25 protein-coding genes and 1 pseudogene are annotated in these 25,504 nt (G+C 57.4%); 8 read left to right on the top strand and 18 right to left on the bottom strand.

The genetic code is table 11. The annotated features are described in order from the left end of the window. Positions 1-49 precede the first annotated feature (49 nt). Positions 50-619: a nucleotide exchange factor GrpE gene (gene grpE, locus BM395_RS06075; protein ID WP_069897992.1), complete on the bottom strand. Its 570-nt coding sequence runs from the start codon at positions 617-619 to the stop codon at positions 50-52. A 194-nt stretch (positions 620-813) separates the two neighbouring features. Here grpE and recN point away from each other — a divergent pair, with 194 nt between their 5' ends. Continuing rightward, complete coding sequence (gene recN / locus BM395_RS06070; RefSeq protein ID WP_069897993.1) at positions 814-2,487, top strand: DNA repair protein RecN; 1,674 nt, start codon at positions 814-816, stop codon at positions 2,485-2,487. A 570-nt stretch (positions 2,488-3,057) separates the two neighbouring features. Here recN and BM395_RS06065 read toward each other — a convergent pair. After that, entirely contained in the window at positions 3,058-4,203 is a 1,146-nt protein-coding gene (locus BM395_RS06065; protein WP_170860556.1) for an acyl-CoA dehydrogenase family protein, read from the bottom strand. Between the two features lie 171 nt (positions 4,204-4,374). On the opposite strand from BM395_RS06065, the gene BM395_RS06060 reads away from it, so the two are divergent. Next, positions 4,375-5,379: a GlxA family transcriptional regulator gene (locus tag BM395_RS06060; RefSeq protein WP_069897995.1), complete on the top strand. Its 1,005-nt coding sequence runs from the start codon at positions 4,375-4,377 to the stop codon at positions 5,377-5,379. A 77-nt stretch (positions 5,380-5,456) separates the two neighbouring features. Here BM395_RS06060 and zapE read toward each other — a convergent pair whose 3' ends face one another. The 3 genes from zapE to BM395_RS06045 all read right to left on the bottom strand — a co-directional run bounded on the left by zapE (position 5,457) and on the right by BM395_RS06045 (position 8,763). After that, complete coding sequence (gene zapE, locus BM395_RS06055; protein ID WP_090509741.1) at positions 5,457-6,551, bottom strand: cell division protein ZapE; 1,095 nt, start codon at positions 6,549-6,551, stop codon at positions 5,457-5,459. Positions 6,552-6,759: 208 nt separating this feature from the next. Next, the gene (locus BM395_RS06050) at positions 6,760-8,103 is read right to left on the bottom strand and encodes a tryptophan--tRNA ligase (RefSeq protein WP_090509739.1); all 1,344 of its coding nucleotides are present in this window, start codon (positions 8,101-8,103) and stop codon (positions 6,760-6,762) included. 30 nt (positions 8,104-8,133) lie between these two features. After that, positions 8,134-8,763 (bottom strand): alpha/beta hydrolase, encoded by a 630-nt coding sequence (locus BM395_RS06045; RefSeq protein WP_090509736.1) that lies wholly within the window; start codon positions 8,761-8,763, stop codon positions 8,134-8,136. Positions 8,764-8,902: 139 nt separating this feature from the next. Between BM395_RS06045 and BM395_RS06040 the strand changes: the two genes are divergently transcribed. Further along, positions 8,903-9,343 (top strand): Z-ring associated ZapG family protein, encoded by a 441-nt coding sequence (locus BM395_RS06040; RefSeq protein WP_090509734.1) that lies wholly within the window; start codon positions 8,903-8,905, stop codon positions 9,341-9,343. 134 nt (positions 9,344-9,477) lie between these two features. Here BM395_RS06040 and cysN read toward each other — a convergent pair whose 3' ends face one another. The 3 genes from cysN to BM395_RS06025 form a co-directional block, all read right to left on the bottom strand. Next, positions 9,478-11,376 (bottom strand): sulfate adenylyltransferase subunit CysN, encoded by a 1,899-nt coding sequence (cysN, locus tag BM395_RS06035; RefSeq protein WP_069898000.1) that lies wholly within the window; start codon positions 11,374-11,376, stop codon positions 9,478-9,480. 12 nt (positions 11,377-11,388) lie between these two features. Next, positions 11,389-12,306, bottom strand: coding sequence for a sulfate adenylyltransferase subunit CysD (gene cysD / locus BM395_RS06030; RefSeq protein WP_069898001.1), 918 nt, complete (start codon positions 12,304-12,306; stop codon positions 11,389-11,391). A 165-nt stretch (positions 12,307-12,471) separates the two neighbouring features. After that, complete coding sequence (locus BM395_RS06025; RefSeq protein ID WP_090509731.1) at positions 12,472-13,230, bottom strand: Nif3-like dinuclear metal center hexameric protein; 759 nt, start codon at positions 13,228-13,230, stop codon at positions 12,472-12,474. A 109-nt stretch (positions 13,231-13,339) separates the two neighbouring features. Here BM395_RS06025 and algW point away from each other — a divergent pair. Next, positions 13,340-14,480, top strand: a pseudogene (algW, locus tag BM395_RS06020) (Do family serine endopeptidase AlgW). Positions 14,481-14,556: 76 nt separating this feature from the next. On the opposite strand, the gene hisC reads toward algW, so the two are convergent. The 10 genes from hisC to BM395_RS05970 form a co-directional block, all read right to left on the bottom strand. Beyond that, complete coding sequence (hisC, locus tag BM395_RS06015; RefSeq protein ID WP_090509728.1) at positions 14,557-15,609, bottom strand: histidinol-phosphate transaminase; 1,053 nt, start codon at positions 15,607-15,609, stop codon at positions 14,557-14,559. 49 nt (positions 15,610-15,658) lie between these two features. After that, a complete protein-coding gene (gene hisD / locus BM395_RS06010) occupies positions 15,659-16,969 on the bottom strand; it encodes a histidinol dehydrogenase (protein WP_090509726.1) in 1,311 nt (436 codons plus the stop codon). 203 nt (positions 16,970-17,172) lie between these two features. After that, a complete protein-coding gene (gene hisG, locus BM395_RS06005; protein WP_069898006.1) occupies positions 17,173-17,808 on the bottom strand; it encodes an ATP phosphoribosyltransferase in 636 nt (211 codons plus the stop codon). Between the two features lie 125 nt (positions 17,809-17,933). Next, positions 17,934-19,199 (bottom strand): UDP-N-acetylglucosamine 1-carboxyvinyltransferase, encoded by a 1,266-nt coding sequence (gene murA / locus BM395_RS06000; RefSeq protein ID WP_069898007.1) that lies wholly within the window; start codon positions 19,197-19,199, stop codon positions 17,934-17,936. 22 nt (positions 19,200-19,221) lie between these two features. Next, positions 19,222-19,461, bottom strand: a complete 240-nt coding sequence (locus tag BM395_RS05995) for a BolA family protein (protein ID WP_069898008.1) — start codon at positions 19,459-19,461, stop codon at positions 19,222-19,224. A 144-nt stretch (positions 19,462-19,605) separates the two neighbouring features. Next, entirely contained in the window at positions 19,606-19,914 is a 309-nt protein-coding gene (locus BM395_RS05990; protein WP_090509724.1) for an STAS domain-containing protein, read from the bottom strand. Next, a complete protein-coding gene (locus BM395_RS05985) occupies positions 19,911-20,543 on the bottom strand; it encodes an MlaC/ttg2D family ABC transporter substrate-binding protein (protein WP_069898010.1) in 633 nt (210 codons plus the stop codon). The genes BM395_RS05990 and BM395_RS05985 overlap by 4 nt, the downstream gene beginning before the upstream one ends. Before the next feature lie 11 nt (positions 20,544-20,554). Continuing rightward, on the bottom strand, positions 20,555-21,025 hold the full coding sequence (gene mlaD / locus BM395_RS05980; protein WP_069898011.1) for an outer membrane lipid asymmetry maintenance protein MlaD: 471 nt from the start codon (positions 21,023-21,025) through the stop codon (positions 20,555-20,557). Continuing rightward, positions 21,025-21,822: a lipid asymmetry maintenance ABC transporter permease subunit MlaE gene (gene mlaE, locus BM395_RS05975; RefSeq protein ID WP_069898012.1), complete on the bottom strand. Its 798-nt coding sequence runs from the start codon at positions 21,820-21,822 to the stop codon at positions 21,025-21,027. Before mlaE ends, mlaD begins: the two co-directional genes overlap by 1 nt. Next, entirely contained in the window at positions 21,822-22,631 is an 810-nt protein-coding gene (locus tag BM395_RS05970; protein ID WP_069898013.1) for an ATP-binding cassette domain-containing protein, read from the bottom strand. Before BM395_RS05970 ends, mlaE begins: the two co-directional genes overlap by 1 nt. A gap of 242 nt (positions 22,632-22,873) precedes the next feature. On the opposite strand from BM395_RS05970, the gene BM395_RS05965 reads away from it, so the two are divergent. Genes BM395_RS05965 through lptA form a run of 4 tightly spaced genes read left to right on the top strand, consistent with a single transcriptional unit; the run spans position 22,874 to position 25,503 of the window. Next, complete coding sequence (locus tag BM395_RS05965) at positions 22,874-23,848, top strand: KpsF/GutQ family sugar-phosphate isomerase (protein WP_069898014.1); 975 nt, start codon at positions 22,874-22,876, stop codon at positions 23,846-23,848. After that, positions 23,848-24,387, top strand: a complete 540-nt coding sequence (locus BM395_RS05960; protein ID WP_090509723.1) for a KdsC family phosphatase — start codon at positions 23,848-23,850, stop codon at positions 24,385-24,387. The genes BM395_RS05965 and BM395_RS05960 overlap by 1 nt, the downstream gene beginning before the upstream one ends. Positions 24,388-24,395: 8 nt before the next feature. Then, positions 24,396-24,971, top strand: a complete 576-nt coding sequence (lptC, locus tag BM395_RS05955; RefSeq protein WP_090509720.1) for an LPS export ABC transporter periplasmic protein LptC — start codon at positions 24,396-24,398, stop codon at positions 24,969-24,971. Further along, the gene (lptA, locus tag BM395_RS05950) at positions 24,958-25,503 is read left to right on the top strand and encodes a lipopolysaccharide transport periplasmic protein LptA (protein ID WP_069898017.1); all 546 of its coding nucleotides are present in this window, start codon (positions 24,958-24,960) and stop codon (positions 25,501-25,503) included. The genes lptC and lptA overlap by 14 nt, the downstream gene beginning before the upstream one ends. Position 25,504: the final 1 nt, after the last annotated feature.

The following is a 25,504-nucleotide window of genomic DNA, read 5'->3' as shown; positions in this document are numbered from 1 at the left end:
CGGTAGCTCTAATACGCTTGACTGTTAAATGGGGGCTTGAGGAAATATTTCAAGCCTGCTCATCAATAGAAGGTGAAGCCGGTGCCGGCGCCTTGCTGACCACGACCATGGCCGGGCGCAGCAGACGACCGTGCAACAGGTAACCCTTCTGGAATACTTGCAACACGCTATTCGGCTCGACCAGGCTGCTTTCCTGCATGGCCATTGCCTGATGATGCTCAGGGTTGAATGGCTCACCTTGCGGGTCGACAGCAACCAACTGGTAACGCGCCAACGTGTCCTGGAACAGTTTGAGGGTCAGCTGCATGCCTTCACGAACCGCTTTGATCGATTCATCTTCGGCGCTGGTCATCTCAAGGCCACGCTCCAGACTGTCCACAACGGGCAGCAGGTCGTTGGCGAATTTTTCCAGGGCAAACTTGTGCGCCTTCTCGACATCCTGATCGGCGCGGCGACGCACGTTTTGTAAATCAGCAGCTACGCGCAGCGATTGATCCTGCGCAGCGGCCAACTGCTCTTCCAGCGCTTCTACGCGAGCAGCCAGGTCATCACCCGAGGCAGCGTCCGGCGCTACTTGTTCCTCGAGATCTTGCGTATTCAGGGTCTGTTCGTCAGCCATGCGTTCCTCCTGTCAATAACTGGCGTGGTGTCGATAACTCACGCGTCTGCCGTCTATATGGGGGCTATTTGTGTGGCTTCAAGGCCTTAATACGCGCAAACGACCAACTGCACACAATCTCATCCCAAGGTAATTGCAAGGCACAAATAAACTACTGTATAAATAACCAGACCTAATTTCTGGGAGGCCACGCCATGCTGGTGCACCTGTCCGTACATAACTACGCAATCGTTGAGCATCTTGATCTTGAGCTGGACGGCGGCATGAGCGTCATCAGCGGCGAAACCGGCGCGGGCAAGTCGATCATGCTCGACGCGCTGGGCCTGACGCTGGGCGATCGTGCAGACAGCGGTGTGGTGCGCCCCGGCGCAGACAAAGCGGACATTCTCGCCAGCTTCGACATCAGCGACATCAGCGAGGCCAAGGCCTGGCTGGCGGAGCGTGACCTGCAACAGGACGGCCCGTGCATTTTGCGCCGTGTGATAACCGCCGAAGGGCGCTCGCGCGGCTACATCAACGGCACGCCCTGCCCTCTCGGGGATTTAAAAGCCCTTGGCGAATTGCTGATTGATATCCACAGCCAGCATGAACACCAATCCCTGCTCAAGGCCGAAACCCATCGCCGCCTGCTCGACGAGTTCGCCGGCTGCCAGGATCTGGCGCGTCAGGTGCAACTGGCCGCGCAACGCTGGAAGCAAACCCGCAGTGAACTGACCCGCATCGCCAACATCGGCGACGAACAGCGCGCGCGTCACCAACTGCTCAGCTATCAGCTCGAAGAGCTCGATAACCTGGGGCTTGGCCAGAACGAACTGGAGCAGCTCGAGCAGGAACACAAGAACCTGACCAATGCCGAGAGCCTGCTCAGCGCCTGCCGTCAGGTGATCGACTTTTGCAGCGAGAGCGACTCTGGCAACGTGTTGTCTGCACTCACCGCCAGTCTCAATCGCCTGGGCAGCTTCAAAGGCCAACCCGGCGCACTGACTGAAGCCGCCAACATGCTTGGCAGCGCGCAGATTCAGGTAGAAGAAGCCGTCGGCGAGCTTAATCGCTTCCTTGACCACTTCGACGCAGACCCCGAGCGCCTGCAAATACTCGAAGAACGCCTCGATGCCATCTACACACTGGCACGTAAGCACCGCACCCAGCCGCAGGAACTTGAAGCCCTGCAACAGCAACTGTTTGAAGAGCTCGAAAGCCTGAATGCCGATGATCAGGCTGTTGAGCGCCTGACCGAAGAGCTGGCCTCGTATGAACGTCACTATCAGGAAAAGGCGCTGGAGCTGAGCAATCGCCGGGCGGAGTCGGCCAATAAGCTGGCAGTCGCAGCCGAAGCGGAGATGCAAACGCTGGGTATGCCAGGCGGGCGATTCAGCATCACCCTGCAAGCCAACCAGCTGGATGAACCCCATCCAAACGGCATGGAGCACGTCGAGTTTCTGGTCAGCGCCAACCCCGGCCAGCCGATGAAGGCATTAGCCAAAGTAGCCTCTGGCGGTGAACTGTCGCGGATCAGCCTGGCGATTCAGGTGATTACCGCGCAAACATCGCGCGTGCCAACGCTGGTATTTGACGAAGTAGACGTGGGCATTGGCGGCCCGACGGCCGAAGTGGTCGGGCAACTGCTGCGCCGCCTGGGTGAACGCGGCCAAGTGTTAACAGTTACCCACCTGCCCCAGGTTGCGGCGCAGGGCCATCACCATTTATTCGTACACAAGGCACGCGGCAGTGACGCCACACGCACCGCCGTAAGTAACCTGAGTGAAGCCCAGCGCGTAGAAGAAATCGCCCGCATGCTCGGCGGCGTCGACCTCACCGAAGAGTCGCTGGCGCATGCAAGGCAGATGGTCAGCAGCGCGCAAGCGTAAACCGCGCACGACCGATAGGCCGTCATGTCGGAAGCCGCTGCGCGGATTCCAACCTCCAGCTTATGCCTGTCGCACCAACCGGCGGATTCCAACCTCCGACTTATGCCTGCTGCGCCAACCGGAGGATGGAACCCCCAACGGGGTTTCCGTCATAACAATTTCAAGCCGGGCCGCGAATCGGCTGTTCCGCCAGCATTGGCGCCGTCGATTGCGCGGCCTGAGGCTGAACAACCAAACCGCGCACGATCATTACGCCGTAATGTCGGAAGCCGCTGCGCGGATTCCAACCTCCATTTATGCCTGCTGCGCCAACCGGAGGATGGAACCCCCGAAGGGGTTTCCGTCATAGCGATTTCAAGCCGGACCACGAACCGGCAGTTCCGCCAGCATTGGCGCTTGCGATTGCGCGGTTTGGAGGTGCACAACCAAACCGCGCACGATCATTACGCCGCCATGTCGGAAGCCGCTGCGCGGATTCCAACCTCCGATTTATGCCTGCTGCGCCAACCGGAGGATGGAACCCCCAACGGGGTTTCCGTCATGGCGATTTCGAGCCGGGCCGCGGACGGGTTACAACGAGCGGGCGATGATCTCTTTCATGATTTCGTTGGTGCCGGCATAAATGCGCTGCACGCGTGCATCCGCCCAGGCGCGGGCGACCGGGTATTCCCACATGAAGCCGTAGCCGCCGTGCAGCTGCACACACTCATCAAGTACCTTGCACTGCAAATCGGTGCCCCAGTATTTGAGCATCGCGGCGGTTGGCACATCGAGCTTGCCGTTGAGGTGCAACTCCAGACAGCGATCGACAAACACCTGCCCGACCTGAATCTCGGTTGCCATTTCTGCCAACTTGAAACGGGTGTTCTGGAAGTCAGAGATGGCCTTGCCGAATGCTTTGCGATCACGCGTGTATTCAAGCGTCCACCCGAGTGCAGCCTGCGCCGAGGCGATTGCACCAATACCAACGGTCAGGCGCTCTTGCGGCAACTCCTGCATCAGGTAGGCGAAGCCCATACCGGCCTGCCCCAGCAAATTCTCTTTCGGTACACGCACATCCTGGAAAAACAGCTCAGAGGTGTCTTGCGCCTTCATGCCGACCTTTTCCAGACGCTGCCCCTTGGTGAACCCGGGCGTGCTGGCCTCGACCAAAAACAGACTGGTGCCTTTAGCGCCTGCTTTCGGGTCGGTCTTGGCGACCACAATCACCAGATCCGCCAGGTAGCCGTTGGTGATGAAGGTCTTCGAGCCGTTGATGATGTAGTCATCGCCATCCAGCACCGCGGTGGTCTTCACGCCCTGCAAATCCGAACCCGCGCCTGGCTCGGTCATGGCAATTGCCGTGACCATTTCACCCGTTACCATTTTTGGCAGGTACTTCTGCTTAAGCGCCTCGGAGCCGTAATGCAGGATGTACGGCGCAACGATATCCGAGTGCAGGGAAAAGCCGATGCCGGTCAGTCCCAGCTTACCGATTTCCTCGATCACCACCGTGCTGTAGAGAAAATCGGCGCCGATGCCGCCGTATTCTTCCGGAATATGCGAGCAAAGCATGCCCGCCTCGCCCGCCTTGTTCCACAAAGCGCGGTCAATGAAGCCGTCTTTCTCCCACTGAGCATGGAAAGGCACGGCGTCCTGCTCAAGGAATTTGCGAACGCTATCGCGGAATAATTCGTGGTCTGAGCTAAAAATTGTTCTTGGAATCATCGCTATCACCTTGACCGTTGAATGGAAGAAAAAACAAAACAGGCAGCGACTGTAGGCTAGAGCTGAGGCTAACGCACTGGACACATGCGCCAAAAAATAGGACGATCCAGCCGCACTCTGACCACTTTACCCCAGAGAAGTGCTTCACGCGCCCCGCGCCAAACACCAAGAATAAAAACCATGAGTTTGATCCAGACTACACCGCTAAAACGAGTCTGCATTCTGGCAACCGAAGGCGTTTTTGCCTCGACCCTGATGCAAGCCAAGGATTTTTTCCACATGGCCAGCTTGCGCTACGGCAAGCAACTCGGCCTGGGTTTCACCGCCGCGTTCGAGATTTCGCTGGTCTCACCGGACGCTCAACCGGTGAAAAGTTTCAGCAATGTGATGATCACCAGTGAGGCAGGTTTAGGTGATGCCGAACTCATCATTCTGCCGGCCTTTTGGGATGATTTTGATGCGCTGAAAAAGCGCTACCCGCAGATTCTCGACTGGCTGCGCCAGCAACATGCCAAAGGCAGCCTGATCTGCGGTGAAGCTACCGGCGTATTCTGGATGGCGGAAGCCGGTTTGCTGGACGGTAAGGAAGCGACCACTTACTGGCGTTTTTTCAGCGAATTCAAGCAGCGCTTCCCGAAAGTGCTGCTCAATCAGGACAAGCACCTGTCCGATGCCGATAACCTGTTTTGCGCAGGCGGCGTCACCTCAGCGAGCGACCTTTACATCTACCTGATTGAGCGCTTCTGCGGCCCCAGCGTCGCCCAAGGCGTTGCCCGCGATATTCTGTTCGAACTGCAGCGCAGTTACAGCCCTGGCCGTATCGGCTTTGGCGGCCAGAAACAGCATCACGATGTCATCATCCTGCAAATTCAGCAGTGGCTTGAGGAGCACTTTGCCGAGAAGTTTCGCTTCGAGGATGTTGCCCGCGAGCATGGCATGAGCATTCGTAATTTCATGCGCCGGTTTCAGGGCGCCACTGGCGACAAGCCACTGCACTATCTACAGCGCCTGCGTATTGAAACGGCCAAGGGCCTGCTCAGCGCCACGCGCAAGAGCATCAAGACCATCAGCTACGAAGTCGGCTATGACGATGCGAGCTTTTTTGCGCGCTTGTTCCGCCAGCACACCGAGTTGTCGCCTAACCAGTACCGTCGCCAGTTTCAGCACAAGGACGGCCCGGCATAATTGCAGCCACTGCAAAGACCATCCGCTGAACAAAAAAAAGGCTGCCACTGGCAGCCTTTTCAGCAATCGCGAACAGCTTAGGGCTTGTGCGCCCGCGCCAGGAACTCGTGCGACTGCATCTCCAGCAAACGACTCAGGGTGCGCTGGAACTCAAAGGTCAAACGACCGCCAGTGTACAAGTCTTTCAGTTCAACTTCGGCCGAGATGATCAGCTTGACGTTGCGGTCGTAAAATTCATCAACCAGGTTGATAAAACGCCGCGCCATGTCGTCTTTGGCCACGCCCATCTGCTCGACGTTAGCCAACAACACCGCGTGGAAGATCTTGCCCAGTTCAATGTAGTCATTCTGGCTGCGCGGGCCGTCGCACAATTCGCGGAACTCGAACCAGGCAACGTCTTCACAGACCCGAACCGCCTTGATTTCGCGATTCTCGATCATGATCGCTTCGCCTTCGACTGCATGCGTGCAATCCGGCAGCAAGCTGCTGAAGCTACGGTGCAAGCTGGCCTCTGCTTCGGCGTCCAGCGGCCAATGGAACAACTCGGCCTGCTCCAACGCACGCAGGCGATAATCGACGCCACTGTCGACGTTGACGATATCAGTGTGCTGCTTGAGCAACGCAATCGCAGGCAGGAAACGCGCGCGCTGTAAACCATCTTTATACAAGCCGTCAGGCACGATGTTCGACGTTGCCACCAGACACACACCGTTCTTGAACAACTCTTCGAGCAAGGTCGCCAGAATCATTGCGTCGGTAATGTCGGAAACAAAGAACTCGTCAAAGCAGATGACTTGCGCTTCATCGGCGAAACGCTTGCCAATGATGGTCAGCGGGTTCTTCTCGCCTTTGAGGGTACGCATCTCTTCGTGCACGCGCTTCATGAAACGGTGGAAGTGGGTGCGCACCTTGCGCTCGAACGGCAACGAATCGAAGAAAGTATCGACCAGATAAGTCTTACCCCGGCCAACGCCACCCCAGAAGTACAGACCTTTAACCGGCGCGGCCTGCTTCTTGCCAAACAGCTTGCCGAACATGCCCGGCTTGCTCTTCGAGTCAGCGACCAGATCGTCATACAGGCGCTGCAAATGACGCACAGCTGTTTCTTGCGCGGCGTCATGGAAGAAGTCGGGGCGTTTAAGATCGGCTTGATAGCGTTCTAGCGGAGTCATATTCGTTAGCTGGGTAACAAAAATAGGGGCGTAACTTTAGCGACGAACGCTTGGAATGGCAATCGGCTATCTGTCTAGCGGTGGTGTGAACGCTGAAATCATCCCGTATGGGCCGTTAAGCCGCGCAAAATCAGGCGCTACGGCACATCGCCGGGGGCAGCCCGCACGCTGGTGCGTCAGCCAGCGTGCGGTGCAGTAAAGGTTGCCTTTACTCGCCTTGCAGCGCTTCGCGCAGGCGCGCAATAGCCGACTCGCAGCTGGCGCTATCGGCAAAGTCAGGGCTGTGCGCAACAGCGGCATCATCCAGCCACACGGCAAAACCACTGTTGTGCTGGCGAACATCCAACTCATCACCCGACTGCAAACGCTTGTTGACCATGCCGGCAGACTTGCCGTCGGCAAAAGCGACTGACAACAACAGCTGCTCGCCTGCCGCATCCAGCAAACGGAAACGGAAGCTGCCGTCTTCATCACGGAAGCTGACAAAGCGCGCGCTTTTCGCCGCTTTCTTTTTACCGGCCTGAGTATCGACTGCAGCGCTGCGGAACGAGCGCAGGCCGACCGCTTCACGCAGCTCACCCAGGAACGGCGTTGCGGTTTTACGCGCTTTTGCCGCGCCGTCGAGCAGAATGTCTTCCAGATCGGCAGGCTTGCTGATCAGCGCGTTGTAGCGCTCACGAGCTTCGCCCAGCTCATTGTCGAGCAATTCGAACAGACGCTGCTTGGCTTCGCCCCACGCCAGACCGTCGAGCAACTCGGCGCGCAGAGCAGCCTGTTGTTCAGCCGTCGAGAACGCCTGATACAAGGTAAACAGATGCGAGTTGTCAGGGTCTTTGGCTTCGCCCGGCAGCCTGGAGTCGGTAACGATCCGCGCCACGGCGTCTTTCAGTTGCTTGGCGGTGCCGAACAACGGAATGGTGTTGTCGTAGCTCTTCGACATCTTGCGGCCATCGAGGCCTGGCAATGTGGCGACATCCTCTTCAATCACCGCTTCTGGCAGGGCGAACAGTTCCTTGCCCTGACCAAACAGATGATTAAAGCGCTGAGCAATGTCGCGGGCCATTTCAACGTGCTGGATCTGGTCGCGACCGACCGGAACCTTCTGCGCGTTGAACATCAGAATATCGGCGGCCATCAGCACCGGATAGCTGAACAGGCCCATGGTGATACCGGCATCCGGGTCTTCACCGTTCTCCACATTCTTGTCGACCGAGGCCTTGTAGGCGTGAGCGCGATTGAGCAAGCCCTTGCCCGCCACGCACGTCAGCAACCAGCACAGCTCAGGGATTTCCGGGATGTCGGACTGGCGATAAAAAGTCGCCCGGTTAACGTCCAGACCACAGGCCAGCCAGGTGGCGGCGATTTCCAGACGCGAACGCTGAATACGCGCCGGATCATCACATTTGATCAGCGCGTGGTAGTCCGCCAGAAAATAGAACGAGTCAAAGTTGTCACTGCGGCTGGCAACAATGGCCGGACGAATCGCGCCCGCATAGTTGCCCAGGTGCGGAGTGCCGGTGGTGGTGATGCCAGTAAGGATACGTGTGGTCATGGCTTATCGCTTGTCAGACTGCATACGGATTCAAAGACGTGGCAGCAACAGATCCTTGAGATCGGTCAGCTTGCCATGGAAAAAGTGACCGCATTCTGCCACTTTCAGCAACTCATGGGGACGTTCAAGCGCAGCCGACCACTGATAAACCACTTCTGGCGGGATCACTTCATCGGTTTCTGGCTGAATGATGGTCATCGGGCAGCGCGTGGACAGCGGCGTATCGGCGCTCAGGCGATTGACGGCAGGCGCGACCATGAACAAGTTCGCCAGCTCCACGCCCTGCTCTTCCAGTCGACCTGCCAGTGCGGCTGCAACAAAACCGCCAAAAGAGAATCCCATAAGCGTGATGGGTAATTGCGGATGCTGTTCGCGCAGCCAGTTGAGGGCTGCTTCGGCATCATCAACCTCACCGAACGCCATGTCGTGGCTGCCGGCACTTGCGCCGGTTCCGCGATAATTGAAGCGCAAGGTATGCAAGCCCTGATCACGCGCCGTGCGCTGCAAGGTCGAAACAACCTTGTTGAGCATTGTACCGCCCTGCACCGGATTCGGATGGCAGATCAACGCAACGCCTCGCGCATCAGCTACTGTGAGCGATAAAGCTTCCAATTGACCGCACGGGCCGTTTATAAACAAAGGGGTTTCTCGACTAAGCAACGCTACGCTCCGTGACCAATAACTCGATAGACTCGTCTAGAAAGACAACCTGCACTGCACTCATCGGCAATGCAAAGCAGTATACAGCGCAGGTTCGAGCCGTTAACGTAATGCAAAGCCGTATAGAGAGGAAGGACTCGTGGAACAGACGCTAACCGACTGGCTGTTACCAGCCCTCGCACTGGTAGCAGGTATTGCTATCGGTTTTCTGATTGCCCGCCTGGCACCGAATGCAGCCCCAAGCCGCACACAGCGTCAGCTGGACGACATGCAGGACAAATTTGACGCTTACCAGAGTGAGGTCGTCAGCCACTTCAGAACCACCAGCAGCCTGGTCAAGAAACTGACCCAGAGCTATGAAGATGTTGAACAGCACCTGGCCGAAGGCGCACACCGCCTGGCACTGGATGACGTGACCCGGCAGAGTTTGCTGGCGGCACTGCACTCAGGTGAAGGCAGCGAGCGTCGTGAACGCCTGACGCCGCCACGCGACAATGAGATGCCAAAAGACTACGCCCCAAAAGGCGCAGACGTACCGGGCATGCTCGACGAGAATTACGGCCTTAAAAGCAAACGTTAAGCGCACACTGGTCAATAAATACCAGACAATAAAAAACCCGCACTCATTTGAATGCGGGTTTTTTATTGTCTGGCGATTAGTGCGTTAACAACCGAAGCCCACTGCAACGAATCCGCCGCAGTGGACCAGTGGCGTTAAATCGCGCCGCGTTCGCGCAGTACCGCGAGTACCTGCTTGACGCCTTCCTCGACCGAGACGCTTTGCGTGTCGATAACCAGATCCGCATCCAGCGGCACGTCATACGGGAAGGACTCGCCCGGGATGTTGTCGCCATTGGCGGCATACAAGCCCTGCGGGTCACGCTCGCGGCACGCCTGCGGTGAAGCCTGCACGTAAACAGTAATCATGCGCTCGGCGCCGATCAATGTGCGTGCTTGCTCACGGCCTTCAGCCGACGGCGCGACGAACGCGGCCAGTGTCAGCAGGCCCGCTTCGTTGAACTGGCGCGCCACGTGTGCGGCACGACGCCAGTTCTCGGTACGGCCAACACGGTCTTGCGGCAGACCTTTGTTGAGGTCGTGACGCAGGTTCTGACCATCAAGCACGTAAACCGCACGGCCCATATCAAACAGCTTGCGCTCAACCGCGTAAGCCAAGGTGCTCTTGCCAGCGCCCGACAGGCCGCTGAACAACACAGTAGCGGGCTGCTGACCGAGACGCGCAGAACGCTCCTCAGTCGAAACGTGAGCTTGTTTGCCGTGATGCGAACCGCCTTGCGAGCCGACAGCATCGGCGATGATCATGCCGGCGCCCACGGTGCCATTGGTCAGCCGGTCGACCACGATAAACGCGCCCGTGGTGCGGTTATGCGCGTAGCCATCCAACGCAATCGATGCATCCAGAGCCACTTTGACCTGACCGATTTCGTTCAGGTTGAGGCTGCTCGCAGCGCCTTGCTCCAGGGTATTTACATCCACGCGGTGAGTAATGCTGGCGATAGTGCCCGGCACGTAGCTGGTGGCGCGTTTGATGTCGTATTTCTTGCCCGGCAGCATAGGCTCTTCGGCCATCCACACCAGCATGGCATCGAAGCTGTCAGTGACCTGCGGACGGTTGTCGGCATGCACCAGCATGTCGCCACGCGACACGTCGATCTCGTCTTCCAGAGTCAGGGTAATCGCCTGGCCAGGACCGGCCTGCTCAAGCTCACCTTCGTAGGTGACGATGGACTTGACCTTGCTGCTCTTGCCCGAAGGCAACACCATCACTTCGTCGCCCTTGTGCACGATGCCACTGGCGAGCGTGCCGGCAAAGCCACGGAAGTTCAGGTTCGGACGGTTAACGTACTGCACCGGGAAACGCAGGTCGGTGAAGTTGCGATCACCCGCGACTTCAACGGTCTCAAGAATTTCCATCAGCGTCTGGCCGGTGTACCAAGGCGACTGCTCGCTGTGGTTGACCACGTTGTCGCCTTTGAGCGCAGACATCGGCACAAAGTGCAGCGATGTTGGCTTGAGCTGGATACCTTCGGCGAACTTCAGGTAATCGGCCTTGATCTGCTCGAAGACGCCTTCATCGAAGCCCTTGAGGTCCATCTTGTTGACGGCCACTACGATGTGCTTGATGCCCAGCAACGAGGCAATAAAGCTATGTCGCTTGGTCTGAGTCTGCACGCCGTAACGCGCATCAATCAGAATAATCGCCAGGTCACAGGTCGAGGCGCCCGTGGCCATGTTGCGCGTGTACTGCTCATGGCCTGGCGTATCGGCAATGATGAACTTGCGCTTGGCGGTCGAGAAATAACGGTAGGCCACGTCAATGGTGATGCCCTGCTCGCGCTCGGCTTGCAGACCATCAACCAGCAGCGCCAGATCCACTTCTTCGCCAGTGGTGCCGCTCTTTTTCGAGTCGCGGGTAATCGCTTCAAGGTGATCTTCGTAGATCATCTTGGAGTCGTGCAGCAGGCGGCCGATTAGCGTGCTCTTGCCGTCGTCGACGTTACCGCAAGTAAGAAAGCGCAGCAGTTCCTTGCGTTCGTGCTGGGCCAGATAGGCGAGGATGTCCTCGCTGATCAAATCGGATTGATGACTCATCGTGCGCGATCCTTAGAAGTAGCCCTGACGTTTTTTCTCTTCCATAGAGCCCGCTCCATCGTGATCGATGACGCGCCCCTGGCGTTCGGACGTACGGGTCAGGAGCATTTCCTGAATGATATCGGTGAGGGTTTCGGCCTCGGACTCGACAGCACCCGTCAACGGATAGCAGCCAAGGGTACGGAAACGCACTTTGCGCTTCTCGATCCGCGACTTCTCTTCATCGGTGAGGTGCTCAAGAATGCGCTCGTCATCAATCATGATCAGCGTGCCATTCTTCTCGATCACATCACGCTCGGCAGCGAAGTAAAGCGGCACGATCGGGATCTGCTCAAGGTAGATGTACTGCCAGATATCCAGCTCGGTCCAGTTGGAGAGCGGGAACACCCGAATCGACTCACCCTTCTTGACCTTGCTGTTGTAAACATTCCACAGCTCAGGACGCTGGTTCTTCGGGTCCCAACGATGCTTGCTGTCACGGAAGGAATACACGCGTTCTTTGGCACGCGACTTCTCTTCGTCACGGCGGGCACCACCGAAAGCGGCATCGAAACCATGCTTGTCGAGTGCCTGCTTGAGGCCTTCGGTTTTCATGATGTCGGTATGCTTGGCGCTGCCGTGGGTGAACGGGTTGATATTCTGCGCCACGCCATCAGGGTTGATGTGGGTGATCAGATCCAGGCCCATTTCCGTGACCATCTGCTCGCGGAAGCGGTACATCTCCTGGAATTTCCAGCGCGTATCGACGTGCAATACCGGGAAAGGCAATTTGCCCGGGAAGAATGCCTTGCGCGCCAGATGGAGCATCACGGCGGAATCTTTACCGATGGAATAGAGCATCACCGGGTTATCGAATTCGGCGGCCACTTCACGAATGATGTGGATACTCTCCGCCTCCAGCTGTTTCAGGTGCGTCAGTTTATCGAGCATGGCTACTCACGATTGGCTATATCATTGGGCCGGCGGGCCGTGGATTAGAGCCGCACTCTAGCACAGCACAACGGTCTATTCAGGGCGCTATCTAGAACAAAACGGTCTAACATTATGCCGGCGAAAGCAGCACTCAGAGGCGAGTACTGCTGGTTGGAGGGCGGATCAAATAGGGTTCGGGCAGTCGATGAACTGGTGCTCAAGGGCGAAGCGTCGCGCCAGATAATCACCCAGCGCTTGCACGCCGTAGCGCTCTGTCGCGTGGTGGCCTGCCGCGATAAAGCTGATGGCATTTTCCTGGGCGCTATGGAAGGTTTGCTCGGAGGCTTCGCCGGTCAAATACAGGTCAACGCCGGCAGCAACCGCCTGATCGATATAGCCCTGCCCACCGCCGGTGCACCAGCCGACTCGCCGAATCATCTGCGGCCCGGCAACCAGTAAAGGCTCGCGTCCCAATACCTGTTTTACCCGCTGGGCAAACTCTTCAGCGGTTTGCGCTTCCGGCAGTGAGCCGACCAGCCCAACAGTGCGCGGATTGCCCGGCTCGAGCGGACCTTCAACGGTGATACCCAATTGCGCGGCAAGCTGAACGTTGTTGCCGACCTCGGGGTGAACGTCGAGCGGCAAGTGGAACGCGAGCAAGCTGATGTCATTGGCCAGCAGGGCTTTCAGGCGGCGCTGCTTCATGCCGGTGACACACGGATTTTCACCCTTCCAGAAGTAGCCGTGATGAACCAACAGAACATCGGCTTCGGCTTCGATTGCGGCGTCGATCAACGCCTGACTGGCGGTGACACCTGAGACGATTTTACGCACCTGCGGACGACCTTCGATTTGCAGGCCATTTGGACAGTAATCGTTTATAGAGGCGGAATTCAGGTAGCGTTCAGCTTCATCAACGAGAGTGGACAGTGCAATTGCCATTAAGATTCCCTATCAAACGCGGCAGAACGCTGCTTTATTAGCGACCCGCCCTTTATAATGCCCACATTAAGGGGCCTTTTTTGCCCTAGCAACCCTCAGGATTTGATTGATGCCCAAGGCTCTGCGTTTTCTCGGTTGGCCTCTGCTTGCTGGTGTGTTGTTGGCGCTGCTGATTATTCAGCGCTATCCCCAGTGGGTTGGCCTTCCAAGCCAGGATGTGCAACTCACGCAATCCCCCAAATACAGTCTCAGCAAGCAGGGCCCGGCCTCTTATGCGGATGCGGTGACGCTGGCGTCTCCGGCTGTGGCCAACCTGTACACCACCAAGTACGTCAACAAACCGGCTCACCCGCTGTTTGAGGACCCGCAGTTCCGCAAGTTCTTCGGCGACAACCTGCCCAAGCAGCGGCGCATGGAGTCGAGCCTGGGCTCGGCGGTAATCATGAGCCCAGAAGGCTATCTGCTGACCAACAATCACGTGACCGCAGACGCCGACCAAATTGTCGTGGCCCTCAAATGGTCGCGAAACGCTGGCTCGCGTGATTGGCAGTGACCCGGAAACCGACCTGGCAGTGCTCAAGATCGACCTTGATGACTTGCCCTCGATCACCCTCGGACGCTCCGACAACATCAAGATTGGCGATGTCACGCTGGCCATCGGTAACCCGTTCGGTGTTGGCCAGACCGTGACCATGGGCATTATCAGCGCAACCGGTCGCAACCAGTTGGGCCTCAATACCTACGAAGACTTTATCCAGACCGACGCCGCGATCAACCCCGGCAACTCCGGCGGCGCGCTGGTTGATGCCTACGGCAATCTGGTCGGCATTAACACTGCGATTTTCTCCAAGTCTGGCGGCTCGCAAGGGATCGGCTTCGCGATTCCGGTCAAGCTGGCATTGGATGTTATGCAGGCAATCATCGAACATGGCCAAGTCATCCGTGGCTGGCTGGGAATTGAAGTACAACCTCTGACCCCTGAACTGGCTGAATCGTTCGGCATGGAAGGTCGCCCAGGCATTATTGTTGCCGGCATCTACCGCGACGGCCCGGCGCAAAAGGCCGGCCTGCAACCCGGCGATTTGATTCTGACGATTGATGGCGAGTCTGCCAGCGACGGCCGCCGCTCAATGAATCAGGTGGCCCGGGCCAAACCCGGCGACAAGATTCGCATTGATATCATGCGCAACGGCGAGGCCATGCAACTCACTGCAGAAGTCGGTATTCGCCCGCCAGCGTCAACCAACTAAGCACAAGGTGCTGACGGCAAAAAGCCGGATCACCCCAGGATGATCCGGCTTTTTTATGCCGAACAGTTAAGCTGTATTAAACGCCTTCAAGCCCATCCAGCAAGGCCTGATTCTGCTCAGGGGTACCGATGGTAATGCGCAGAAACTGAGCGATGCGCGCCTGCGTGAAGTGGCGCACGATAACCCCTTGCTCTCGCAACTTGGCCGCCAACTTGGCCGCGTCATGCTGCGGGTGACGGGCGAAAACGAAGTTGGCCTTGGACGGCAGCACTTCAAAGCCCAGCGCCTGCAAACCAGCCACTACTGTTTCACGGCTGTCGATAACCGCTTTGCAGGTTTGCGCGAAATACTCACGGTCTGTGAACGCCGCCGCGGCACCCGCAATGGCCATGCGGTCCAGCGGGTAGGAGTTGAAACTGTTCTTGATACGCTCCAGCGCCTCGATCAGATCAGGATGACCAACGGCCAGCCCCACGCGCAAACCGGCCAGCGAACGTGATTTAGACAACGTCTGGGTGACCAGCAGGTTCGGGTATTTATCGACCAGCGAAATCGCCGTCTCACCGCCGAAATCAACGTAGGCTTCATCCACCAGCACCACTGTTTCGGTGTTGAGTTGCAGCAAGCGCTCAATGGCCTCCAGCGCCAGCAGGCAACCGGTTGGGGCGTTCGGGTTCGGGAAGATGATGCCGGCATTGGCCTGCACGTAATCTTCGATGCGAATCTGGAACTGCTCATCCAGCGCAATCTGCTTGGCTTCAATGCCATACAGGCCGCAATAAACCGGATAGAAGCTGTAGCTGATGTCCGGAAACAGCAGCGGTTTGCCGTGCTGGAACAGGCCGTGGAAGGCATGTGCCAACACTTCATCCGAACCGTTACCGACGAACACCTGATTGGTCTGCACGCCGTAATAATCGGCTACCGCCTGCTTCAGCCGATCACCGTTAGGGTCTGGATAAAGGCGCAAGTCATCAGTGACTTCGGCCTGCATCGCCGCGATGGCTTTGGGCGAAGGGCCGTAAGGGTTTTCGTTGGTATTGAGTTTAACCAGCTTGGTTAACTTGGGCTGTTCACCCGGCACATAAGGCACCAAGTCTTTGACGAAAGGGCTCCAGAACTTACTCATCACCCTTGTCTCCTCGAAAATATGGCAATTCAATCGGGCATGAAGCCGATTACGACTTGATCCGGTATTCAGCACTGCGCGCGTGGGCTGTCAGCGATTCACCGCGCGCCAGCACCGAGGCGGTTTTACCCAACACCGAGGCGCCATCTGCCGAGCAATAAATGATCGACGAACGCTTCTGGAAGTCATAAACCCCCAGCGGCGATGAGAACCGCGCCGTGCCGGACGTTGGCAATACGTGGTTCGGGCCAGCGCAGTAATCGCCCAGAGCCTCGGCGGTGTAACGGCCCATGAAAATCGCGCCAGCGTGACGGATCAGCGGCAGCCACTCTTCTGGCGATTCAACCGACAATTCCAGGTGCTCTGGTGCAATCCGGTTGGCCACTTCGACGGCCTGTGCCTTGTCGGCAACATGAATCAAGGCGCCACGCTCTTCCAGCGAGGTGCGGATAATGTCTGCACGCTCCATGGTCGGCAGCAAACGGTTGATGCTTTCTGCGACTTTGTCGAGGAACGCCGCGTCGGTGCTGAGCAGAATCGACTGCGCATCCTGATCGTGTTCGGCCTGCGAGAACAGGTCCATGGCGATCCAGTCCGGATCGGTCTGGCCGTCACACACCACCAGAATCTCCGAAGGACCGGCGATCATGTCGATACCGACTTTACCGAATACGTGGCGCTTGGCGGTGGCCACATAGATATTGCCCGGGCCAACAATCTTGTCGACCGGCGGCACGCTTTCGGTGCCGTACGCGAGCGCTGCAACGGCTTGCGCACCACCGATAGTGAAGACCCGGTCTACGCCGGCAATCGCGGCAGCGGCCAGCACCATCTCGTTGATTTCGCCACGCGGCGTCGGCACAACCATGACCACTTCGGCCACGCCCGCGACCTTGGCAGGGATCGCGTTCATCAACACCGACGACGGATAAGTCGCCTTACCACCCGGCACGTAAAGACCGGCGCGGTCGAGCGGCGTTACTTGCTGGCCCAACACGGTGCCGTCTGCTTCGGTGTAACGCCAGGAATCCTGCTTCTGCTTCTCGTGGTAGCTGCGCACACGTTCAGCGGCGGTTTCGAGTGCTGTGCGCTGCTCGGCGGTAATCCGTTGCAGAGCCTGCTCCAAACGGGCACGCGGCAGAATCAGGTCGGCCATGCTGGCCACTTCCAGTCCGTCGAAACGCTGGGTGTACTCGACCAGAGCGGCGTCACCGCGGCTGCGCACGGCGGCAATGATTTCCAGCACCCGCTGATTGACGCCGTCATCAGACACGCTTTCCCAGCTCAGCAGCTGATCAAGATGATGGGCAAAACCCTGCTCAGCAGCATTGAGTCGGCGGATAGCGATGGGAGCGGTCATAGCGGGCCTCATTGTTTGGCAAGGTCACAAAACGGGTACGTAATCCTGAGAACGAAGATTTTCAGGCGCCCATACAATACCAGCCGCACCGTGCGGGCACCTGACAATTCTGGCTATTACACGGATAGGGGAACCGAGTCGCTCCTGCGAATTCGGCATTTGCGCCGTCCGTGGCGCAAAGTGCGGCGTAATGCCGAAGGGAATCAGCTTGGGTGACGCGACTCGACCGCAATGCGCAAGGCATCGATCAGCGCCTGGATGCGCGCGTGCTGCATTTTCATCGACGCTTTGTTGACCACCAGACGCGAGCTGATCGTGGCGATCAGGTCTTGCGCCTCAAGGCCATTGGCACGCAGCGTGTTACCGGTATCGACCACGTCGATAATCTTGTCGGCAAGGCCCACCAGCGGCGCCAATTCCATCGAGCCATACAGCTTGATGACATCGACCTGACGGCCCTGCTCGGCATAATAACGCTTGGCAACGTTGACGAACTTGGTGGCGATACGCAGGCGGCCTTTCGGCTCCGGCGCACCTACAGCTCCAGCGGTCATCAGCTTGCAACGGGCGATACGCAGGTCGAGCGGCTCATACAAGCCCTGACCGCCGTACTCCATCAGCACGTCTTTACCTGCAATCCCCAGATCAGCCGCGCCATGCTCAACATAGGTCGGTACATCGGTCGCACGCACGATCAGCAGGCGAACATCTTCCTGTGTCGTCGGGATAATCAGCTTGCGGCTTTTATCCGGATTCTCTGTCGGCACAATGCCGGCCTCTGCCAACAATGGCAGGGTGTCATCGAGAATGCGGCCTTTGGACAACGCAATGGTGAGCATTTTTATTCAAACCTTTAAAAGCGGTTGTATCGTCACAGGCACGATTGCAATCAGCGCAACCGCAAACGCAGGACAACCCTGCGAGCAGTTCTAAAACCCTGCTCGCAGACGTCTATTGCGTTTGATCAGCCCGGAACGCGGCGGATTTTCGCGCCGAGTAATTGCAGCTTCTCTTCGATGCACTCGTAACCACGGTCAATGTGGTAGATGCGGTCGATCAGGGTGTCGCCTTCAGCAACCAGCGCGGCAATTACCAGACTGGCCGATGCACGCAAGTCGGTGGCCATAACCGGCGCACCCACCAGTCGCTCGGCACCGGTAACAGTGGCCGTGTTGCCTTCAACCTGGATTTGCGCACCCATGCGCAGCATTTCATGTACATGCATGAAGCGGTTTTCGAACACCGTTTCAACAATGGTGCCCACGCCGTCAGCAATCGCATTGAGCGCGATGAACTGAGCCTGCATGTCGGTCGGGAACTCAGGATACGGAGCAGTTACCAGGCTTACCGCCTTGGGACGCTTGCCCTGCATGTCGAGTTCGATCCAGTCCGGACCACAAGTAACTACAGCGCCGGCTTCTTCAAGCTTTTCGAGAACCGCGCCGAGCGTGCTCGGATCGGTGTCCTTGACCTTGACGCGACCACCCGTAGCAGCGGCGGCCACCAGGTAAGTACCGGTTTCGATACGGTCTGGCATCACGCTGAACGTCGCGCCGCCGAGGCGCTTAACGCCGTCGATGGTGATGGTGTCAGTACCGGCACCTTCAATTTTTGCGCCCATGGCGATCAGGCAGTTAGCCAGATCCACGACTTCCGGCTCGCGTGCGGCGTTCGTCAGGACACTGCGGCCATTGGCCAATGCAGCAGCCATCATGATGTTTTCGGTGCCCGTAACACTGACCATGTCAAAGTGGAAGTTGGCGCCGACCAGGCCACCTTCAGGTGCCTTGGCCTTGATGTAACCGGCTTCAACGTCGATCTTCGCACCCATGGCTTCGAGGCCGCGAATGTGCAGATCCACCGGACGCGAACCAATCGCGCAACCACCCGGCAGGGCAACTTCTGCCTCGCCAAAGCGCGCAACCATTGGTCCCAGAACCAAGATCGAGGCGCGCATGGTTTTCACCAGCTCATAAGGCGCTACCAGCGTCTTGATGGCGCGCGCGTCGACTTCAACGCTGAGCTTTTCATCAATAATCGGCTCGATACCCATGCGCCCGAACAGCTCGATCATCGTGGTGATGTCGTGCAGGTGCGGGAGGTTGCAGATGGTAATCGGCGAGTCGCCCAGCAACGTTGCAGCCAAAATCGGCAAAGCCGAGTTCTTGGCACCGGAAATGCGAATTTCGCCATCAAGGCGAACGCCGCCGGTAATAATCAGTTTATCCATAGTTATCTCGTCGCCCGCAGGCTTATGAACGCGCTGCCCAATCGGCACGGCTGAAGAATTTCATGCTCACGGCGTGAATGCTGCCATCAGCAATCCACGGATTTAAATGAGCATAGACTTGCTGCTGACGCTTAACCGGACTCAAACCGGCCAACTCGTCACTAATAACATTCAGCTGGAAGTTGCAGCCTTCGCCTTCAACCTCAACCTGGGTGTCTGACAACTGCGCCTCTAGGAAAGTTTTTACTTCTAAGGCCTGCATGCTCAACCTCAATCAACGAATTCATGTGCGCGCCAGAGTTTTGGGGCCGATTTACGGCTTCCGGGCCCGCGGGGTCGTGCATCATACAAAAAAGCCCATACCCTGCGAACCCCACGTGATAGCCGGTGAGCCGGCCACACCCACTCAGGCTTCGATAGGTAAAATGTCCAACAGGCCCGAAACCCGGGCCAACTCATGCAATTCCTTCGGCATGTCGCGCACCAAAATGCTTTTCCCGGCGGCCTGTGCATCGCGCATAAAGGCCAGCAAGAGAGACAAACCGACGCTGCTTGAGCGTTCAATTTTGGCGCAGTTGACGACAACCTGTGTGCTTTGGCTGGCGGCAATCAACTTGCCGCCCTGCTCGCGCAGTGACGGCCCGCTGGTAAAGTCGATGTCTCCGCACAGGCACAAAACGCCGGGCGATAACGACTCAATACTGGCCTGACTCACGCATCACCCTTTGCATTGCGCGCCTTGGCGACGACGTCAGCCCAGGAATCGATCACTTTATCGAGATCGTTGTTCTTGACCTGCATCTGCTCGGCGAACTGGTCGCGGAACAGCTTGCCAACGTTGATCCCGTTAATGATCAGGTTACGCATGACCCAGGTGTTGTTTTTGCGCACCATGGTGTAAGTCAGCGGGTAAACCGCGCCACCGGAACCGGTGATTTCCATATTCACCGAGGCACGGTCAGCGCCCGGCTTGCCGGATTCTGGCAGCACGCGGACGTCTTCGTTGTTGTACTCAAGCAGTGCATTGCCATAAAACTGCATCAGGCTGCGCTTGAAGTTCTCTTCAAAGCGAGTCATTTGCTCAGGCGTAGCCTTGCGCGAAAAACGCACGGTCATCACGCCACGCGAGATACCTTCAACGTCTACAACCGGCAGCAGAATACGGTTGAGGGCGGCGTAGAACTCGTCCGGATTAGCGCGATACTGTTCTTTGTTGGCCTTCAGATCAGCCAACAATGTGTTGGTCGCCGTCTCAACCACCTCAGTGGCCGTCTGCGCTGCAGAGGCAAACAGAGGCAACGCTGCCAGCAATACCAATACGCTATTACGCAACAACTTAATCATTTTGAGCCTCGTTAGTTGGCCGAATCTTTGTTGACCGAATTCAGCAGAAACTTACCAATCAATTCTTCCAGCACCAGTGAGGACTGGGTGTCGTGGATGGTGCCGCCGTCGGCCAGTAGCTCTTCCTCACCACCTACACTGATACCGACGTATTTTTCTCCCAGCAAGCCTGCCGTGAGGATCGACGCGGTTGAGTCGATCGGGAGGTTATCCACGTCCTTGTTCAACTCCATGGTAACGCGACCGGTGTAGCTGTCGCGATCCAGGTCGATTGCGGTGACTTTACCGATGCTCACGCCAGCCATGGTGACCTTTGAGCGAACGGTCAGACCAGCGATGTTGTCGAAATGCGCATAGACCTTGTAGGTATCCTCGCCCGCGCCAACAGCCAGACCGCTTACGCGCAATGCCAGCAACATAAGAGCCAACATACCAGCCAGCAAGAACAGGCCGACACCTACTTCCAGTGTGCGGTTTTGCATCAGAAATCTCCAAACATCAATGCAGTCAGAATAAAGTCCAGCCCCAGCACTGCAAGCGAGGCATAAACAACTGTTCGGGTGGTTGCGCGGCTGATGCCTTCCGAGGTCGGCTCACAGTCATAGCCTTGAAAGACCGCGATCCATGTCACCACGAAGGCGAACACAATGCTCTTGATAATGCCGTTAACCACATCATCGGTGAACGACACGCTGTTCTGCATATTGGACCAGAACGAGCCCTCGTAGACACCCAGCCAGTCGATAGCAACCATCGAACCGCCCCAGATCCCGACGACGCTGAATATCATCGCCAACAAAGGCATGGAGATAAACCCGGCCCACAATCTTGGTGCCACAATATATTTCAGCGGATCGACACCGATCATCGCCAGGCTCGAAAGCTGCTCGGTCGATTTCATGTTGCCGATCTCTGCGGTCAGTGCCGAACCGGCGCGGCCGGCGAACAACAGTGCAGTCACCACCGGGCCGAGTTCACGCAACAGGGTCAGCGCAATCATCTGCCCAACCGCTTGTTCGGAGCCGTAAGCGGCCAGAATGCTGAAGCCCTGCAGCGACAACACCATGCCGATGAACACACCGGACACGACGATAATCGCCAGCGACATCACACCAACCGAATACAGCTGCTTGATCAGAAGCTGAGTGAACTTCCCTGAGGTGCCACGCCCGAACAGCGCCGCCAGCAGAAAAATGGTCGAACGGCCAAGGCTGGTGACGACATCAATGCCGGCACGGCCTAGCAACTGCACGCGTTCGAGCGGTGATTTTCTGCGCATCAGCGCCCCCCTAGCAATTCTGAGCGGTAATCGTCCGCCGGAAAATGGAACGGCACGGGACCATCAGGCGTGCCCTGCATGAACTGGCGAACCCGCGGATTATCCGAATTCATCAACTCCTCCGGAGTCCCCTGCCCCAAAACCTGGGTGTCGCCCACCACATAGAGATAGTCGGCGATGCTCGCGGTTTCGGCCAAATCATGCGAGACAACAATGCTGGTGATACCCAAAGCATCAGTGAGCAGGCGGATCAGGCGCACCAAAACCCCCATTGCGATCGGGTCCTGCCCTACAAATGGCTCGTCATAAATGAGGATGCGCGGGTCCAGCGCGATCGCTCGCGCCAGGGCGACGCGGCGCTTCATACCGCCTGAGAGTTCATCGGGCATCAGCTGCACGGCGCCACGCAGACCTACCGCCTGAAGTTTCATCAGGACGATGTCACGGATCATGGCTTCGGGCAGCTTGGTGTGAACCCGCAACGGGAAGGCTACGTTTTCGAACACATCAAGATCGGTAAACAGTGCGCCGCTCTGGAACAGTACGCCCATTTTCTTGCGCATATCGAACAGTTCGGTACGCGAAAGCGTGGGCAGATTGACCCCGTTAACCCAAACCTCACCTGCATCGGGGCGTAGTTCAGCCCCAATAAGCCGCAACAGCGTGGTTTTACCACTGCCGGACGGCCCCATGATCCCGGTAACCTTGCCGCACGGTATGCGAATATCGATATCTTTGAAGATATCGCGCGTGCCGCGCTTAAAGCTCAGACCTTTCAGCTCGACCGCATACTTTTCATCGGCGTTCATCTGGACTCCATTACCTACAAGCTTCCTCGTAGACGCGCCACTTCACCAAGAAGGCACCACGTCAGGCGGACACCCAAAATTAGCCGCGAACTATATCACTGCTGCGCGGCCCTACCCAACACCACGGGTGGTTTGCTTGTATTTACTGGCGTTTAGTCCAGCCCGAGGAATTGCACGGTGAGTCCCTCGCCCTTTCGCGATATAATCGCCCCCTTTTTGTTCAACCGTGATGATTGAATACCATGAGCCAGCCCAGCGAACTGATCAAATCCGCGGAACGCACTATCCGCCTTGAACTGCAGGCGGTGGAAGCACTGTTGCCGCGAATTGATGACAATTTTGTTCGTGCCTGCGAACTAATCCTCGCCAGCAAGGGCCGCGTGGTGGTGGTCGGCATGGGCAAATCCGGGCACATCGGCAACAAGATTGCGGCCACACTGGCCAGCACCGGCACCACGGCTTTCTTTGTGCACCCGGCTGAAGCCAGCCATGGCGACATGGGCATGATCACCCGCGACGATACGGTTCTGGCCCTGTCCAATTCCGGCTCGACCGCTGAAATCATCACCCTGCTGCCGTTGATCAAACGCCTCGGCATCACTCTTATCAGCATGACCGGCAACCCGGACTCAGAACTGTCACGCGCAGCGGACGTCAATCTGGACGCACGCGTTGCCGAGGAAGCCTGCCCGCTCAATCTGGCGCCCACCTCTTCGACCACTGCTGCGTTGGTACTCGGTGACGCACTAGCCATCGCGCTGCTTGAAGCCCGCGGATTCACCGCCGAAGACTTTGCGTTCTCGCACCCGGGCGGCGCACTTGGCCGGCGTTTGCTGCTCAAAGTTGAGAATGTGATGCACAGCGGCGAGAGCCTGCCGGTGGTCAACCGCGGCACCAGCCTGCGCGATGCGTTGCTGGTAATGACCCAGAAAGGCCTGGGCATGGCGGTAATACTTGAGGCGGACGGCAAACTGGCTGGGATCTTCACCGACGGTGACTTGCGCCGCACGCTCGATCGCAATATCGATGTACGCACTGCAACTATTGATCAGGTCATGACCTCTCATGGCAAGACCGCACGCGCCGAAATGCTCGCAGCGGAAGCCCTGAAAATAATGGAAGACCACAAAATCAACTCGCTGGTGGTTGTCGATGACAACGACCGGCCAACAGGCGCCCTCAACATGCACGATCTGTTGCGCGCCGGTGTTCTGTAATGACTAAACAAGCACTAAGCACCGAACTGCAAGCGCGCGCCGCCAAGATCAAGCTGGCGATTTTCGACGTCGACGGCGTACTGACCGACGGCAAACTGTACTTTCTGGTTGATGGCAGCGAATTCAAAACCTTCAACACCCTCGACGGCCACGGCATTAAATTGCTGATCCAATCCGGCGTGCGCACCGCTATTATCACCGGCCGTAAAACACCGGTGGTTGAACGTCGCGCGCAAAACCTCGGCATTCAGCACCTGTACCAAGGGCGAGAAGATAAACTGGTGGTACTGGACGAACTGCTTGGCGAACTCGGTCTCGACTATGCTGAAGTGGCCTACCTCGGCGATGACTTGCCCGACTTGCCGGTTATTCGCCGCGTTGGCTTGGGTATGGCAGTTGCCAGCGCCGACCCGTTTGTCCGCGAACACGCCTTCGCAGTGACTCAGGCCAAAGGCGGAGAAGGTGCAGCGCGCGAGTTTTGCGAGCTGATCATGCAAGCCCAAGGCAGCCTCGAAGCTGCTCAAGCCGCTTACTTATAGAATTGATTATGCCTAACCCACGTAAATTGCTGTCACTGCTGCTGTACGCCATTGGGGCTGCATTGCTCGTGGCCGTCGGTTACTGGAACATCAACCAGGAAACCTTCTCGGATCGCCAGCCAGCGGCAACTAACGACAGCCCAATCGATTTTTATGTGGTTAATACCTCTACCGTGCAATACATGCCGGACGGTAGCCGCCACTACACCTTGAAGGCCGACAAACTGGAACACTTCAAGGCAACCGACATCACCAACGTGACGCTGCCTAACCTGATGCTTTACCGTGGCACGGAATACCCGTGGCACGTTCGCAGCGAAAAAGGCGAGATTGGCCCTGGCGGCCAGGAAGTCGAGCTGATCGACAAGGTGAAGGTCGAGCGCACCGATGCAAAAGGTCGTCCGACCATACTCAATACCAGCAGACTGACAGTATTCCCCGATAAACAATATGCGCAGACTGAGCAAGCCGTTAGAATCGACGCTGCCAACGGCGTAACGACCGCGGTCGGAATGAAAGCATATTTGGATGACAGCAGGATGCTCCTTCTGTCCAAAGTAAGAGGCCAGCATGAGGTTCGTTAAAACCCTTCCCCTTCTGCTCAGCTTGGGCGCCACATTCGGCAGCTTCAATGCCTGGGCGCTGCCTTCTGACAAAGATCAGCCCATTCGCGTGCAAGCAGACAGCGCCGAACTGGATGATAAACAGGGCGTAGCCGTGTACCGCGGCGATGTGATCATCACTCAGGGCACCATGAAGATCACCGGCAATACCGTGACGATCACGCAAACCGCTCAAGGTGATATCGACGTGTTCACCTCTGTCGGCACACCGGCTTATTACGAGCAGAAGCCCGCAGAAGACAAAGAACTGGTTAAAGCCTATGGCCTTACCATCCAGTATTTCGCCAGCAAGAATCGCATTGTCCTGATCGATCAGGCCAAGGTCATTCAAGAAGGTAATACCTTCGAAGGCGAGAAAATCGTCTACGACACGCAGCGTCAGATCGTTAATGCCGGTCGCGCCACGGGCAACCAGATCACCACACCGCGTCCGCGCATCGACATGGTTATCCAGCCGAAAAGCAAACCAGCTGAACCACAGGCGGCCGAATAAC

The sequence above is a fragment of the Pseudomonas marincola genome, assembly GCF_900116605.1.
GTDB classification, from domain to species: domain Bacteria; phylum Pseudomonadota; class Gammaproteobacteria; order Pseudomonadales; family Pseudomonadaceae; genus Aquipseudomonas; species Aquipseudomonas marincola.
The sequence above is the reverse complement of the archived record's forward strand: the minus strand, read 5'-3'. Positions and strand labels throughout refer to the sequence as shown.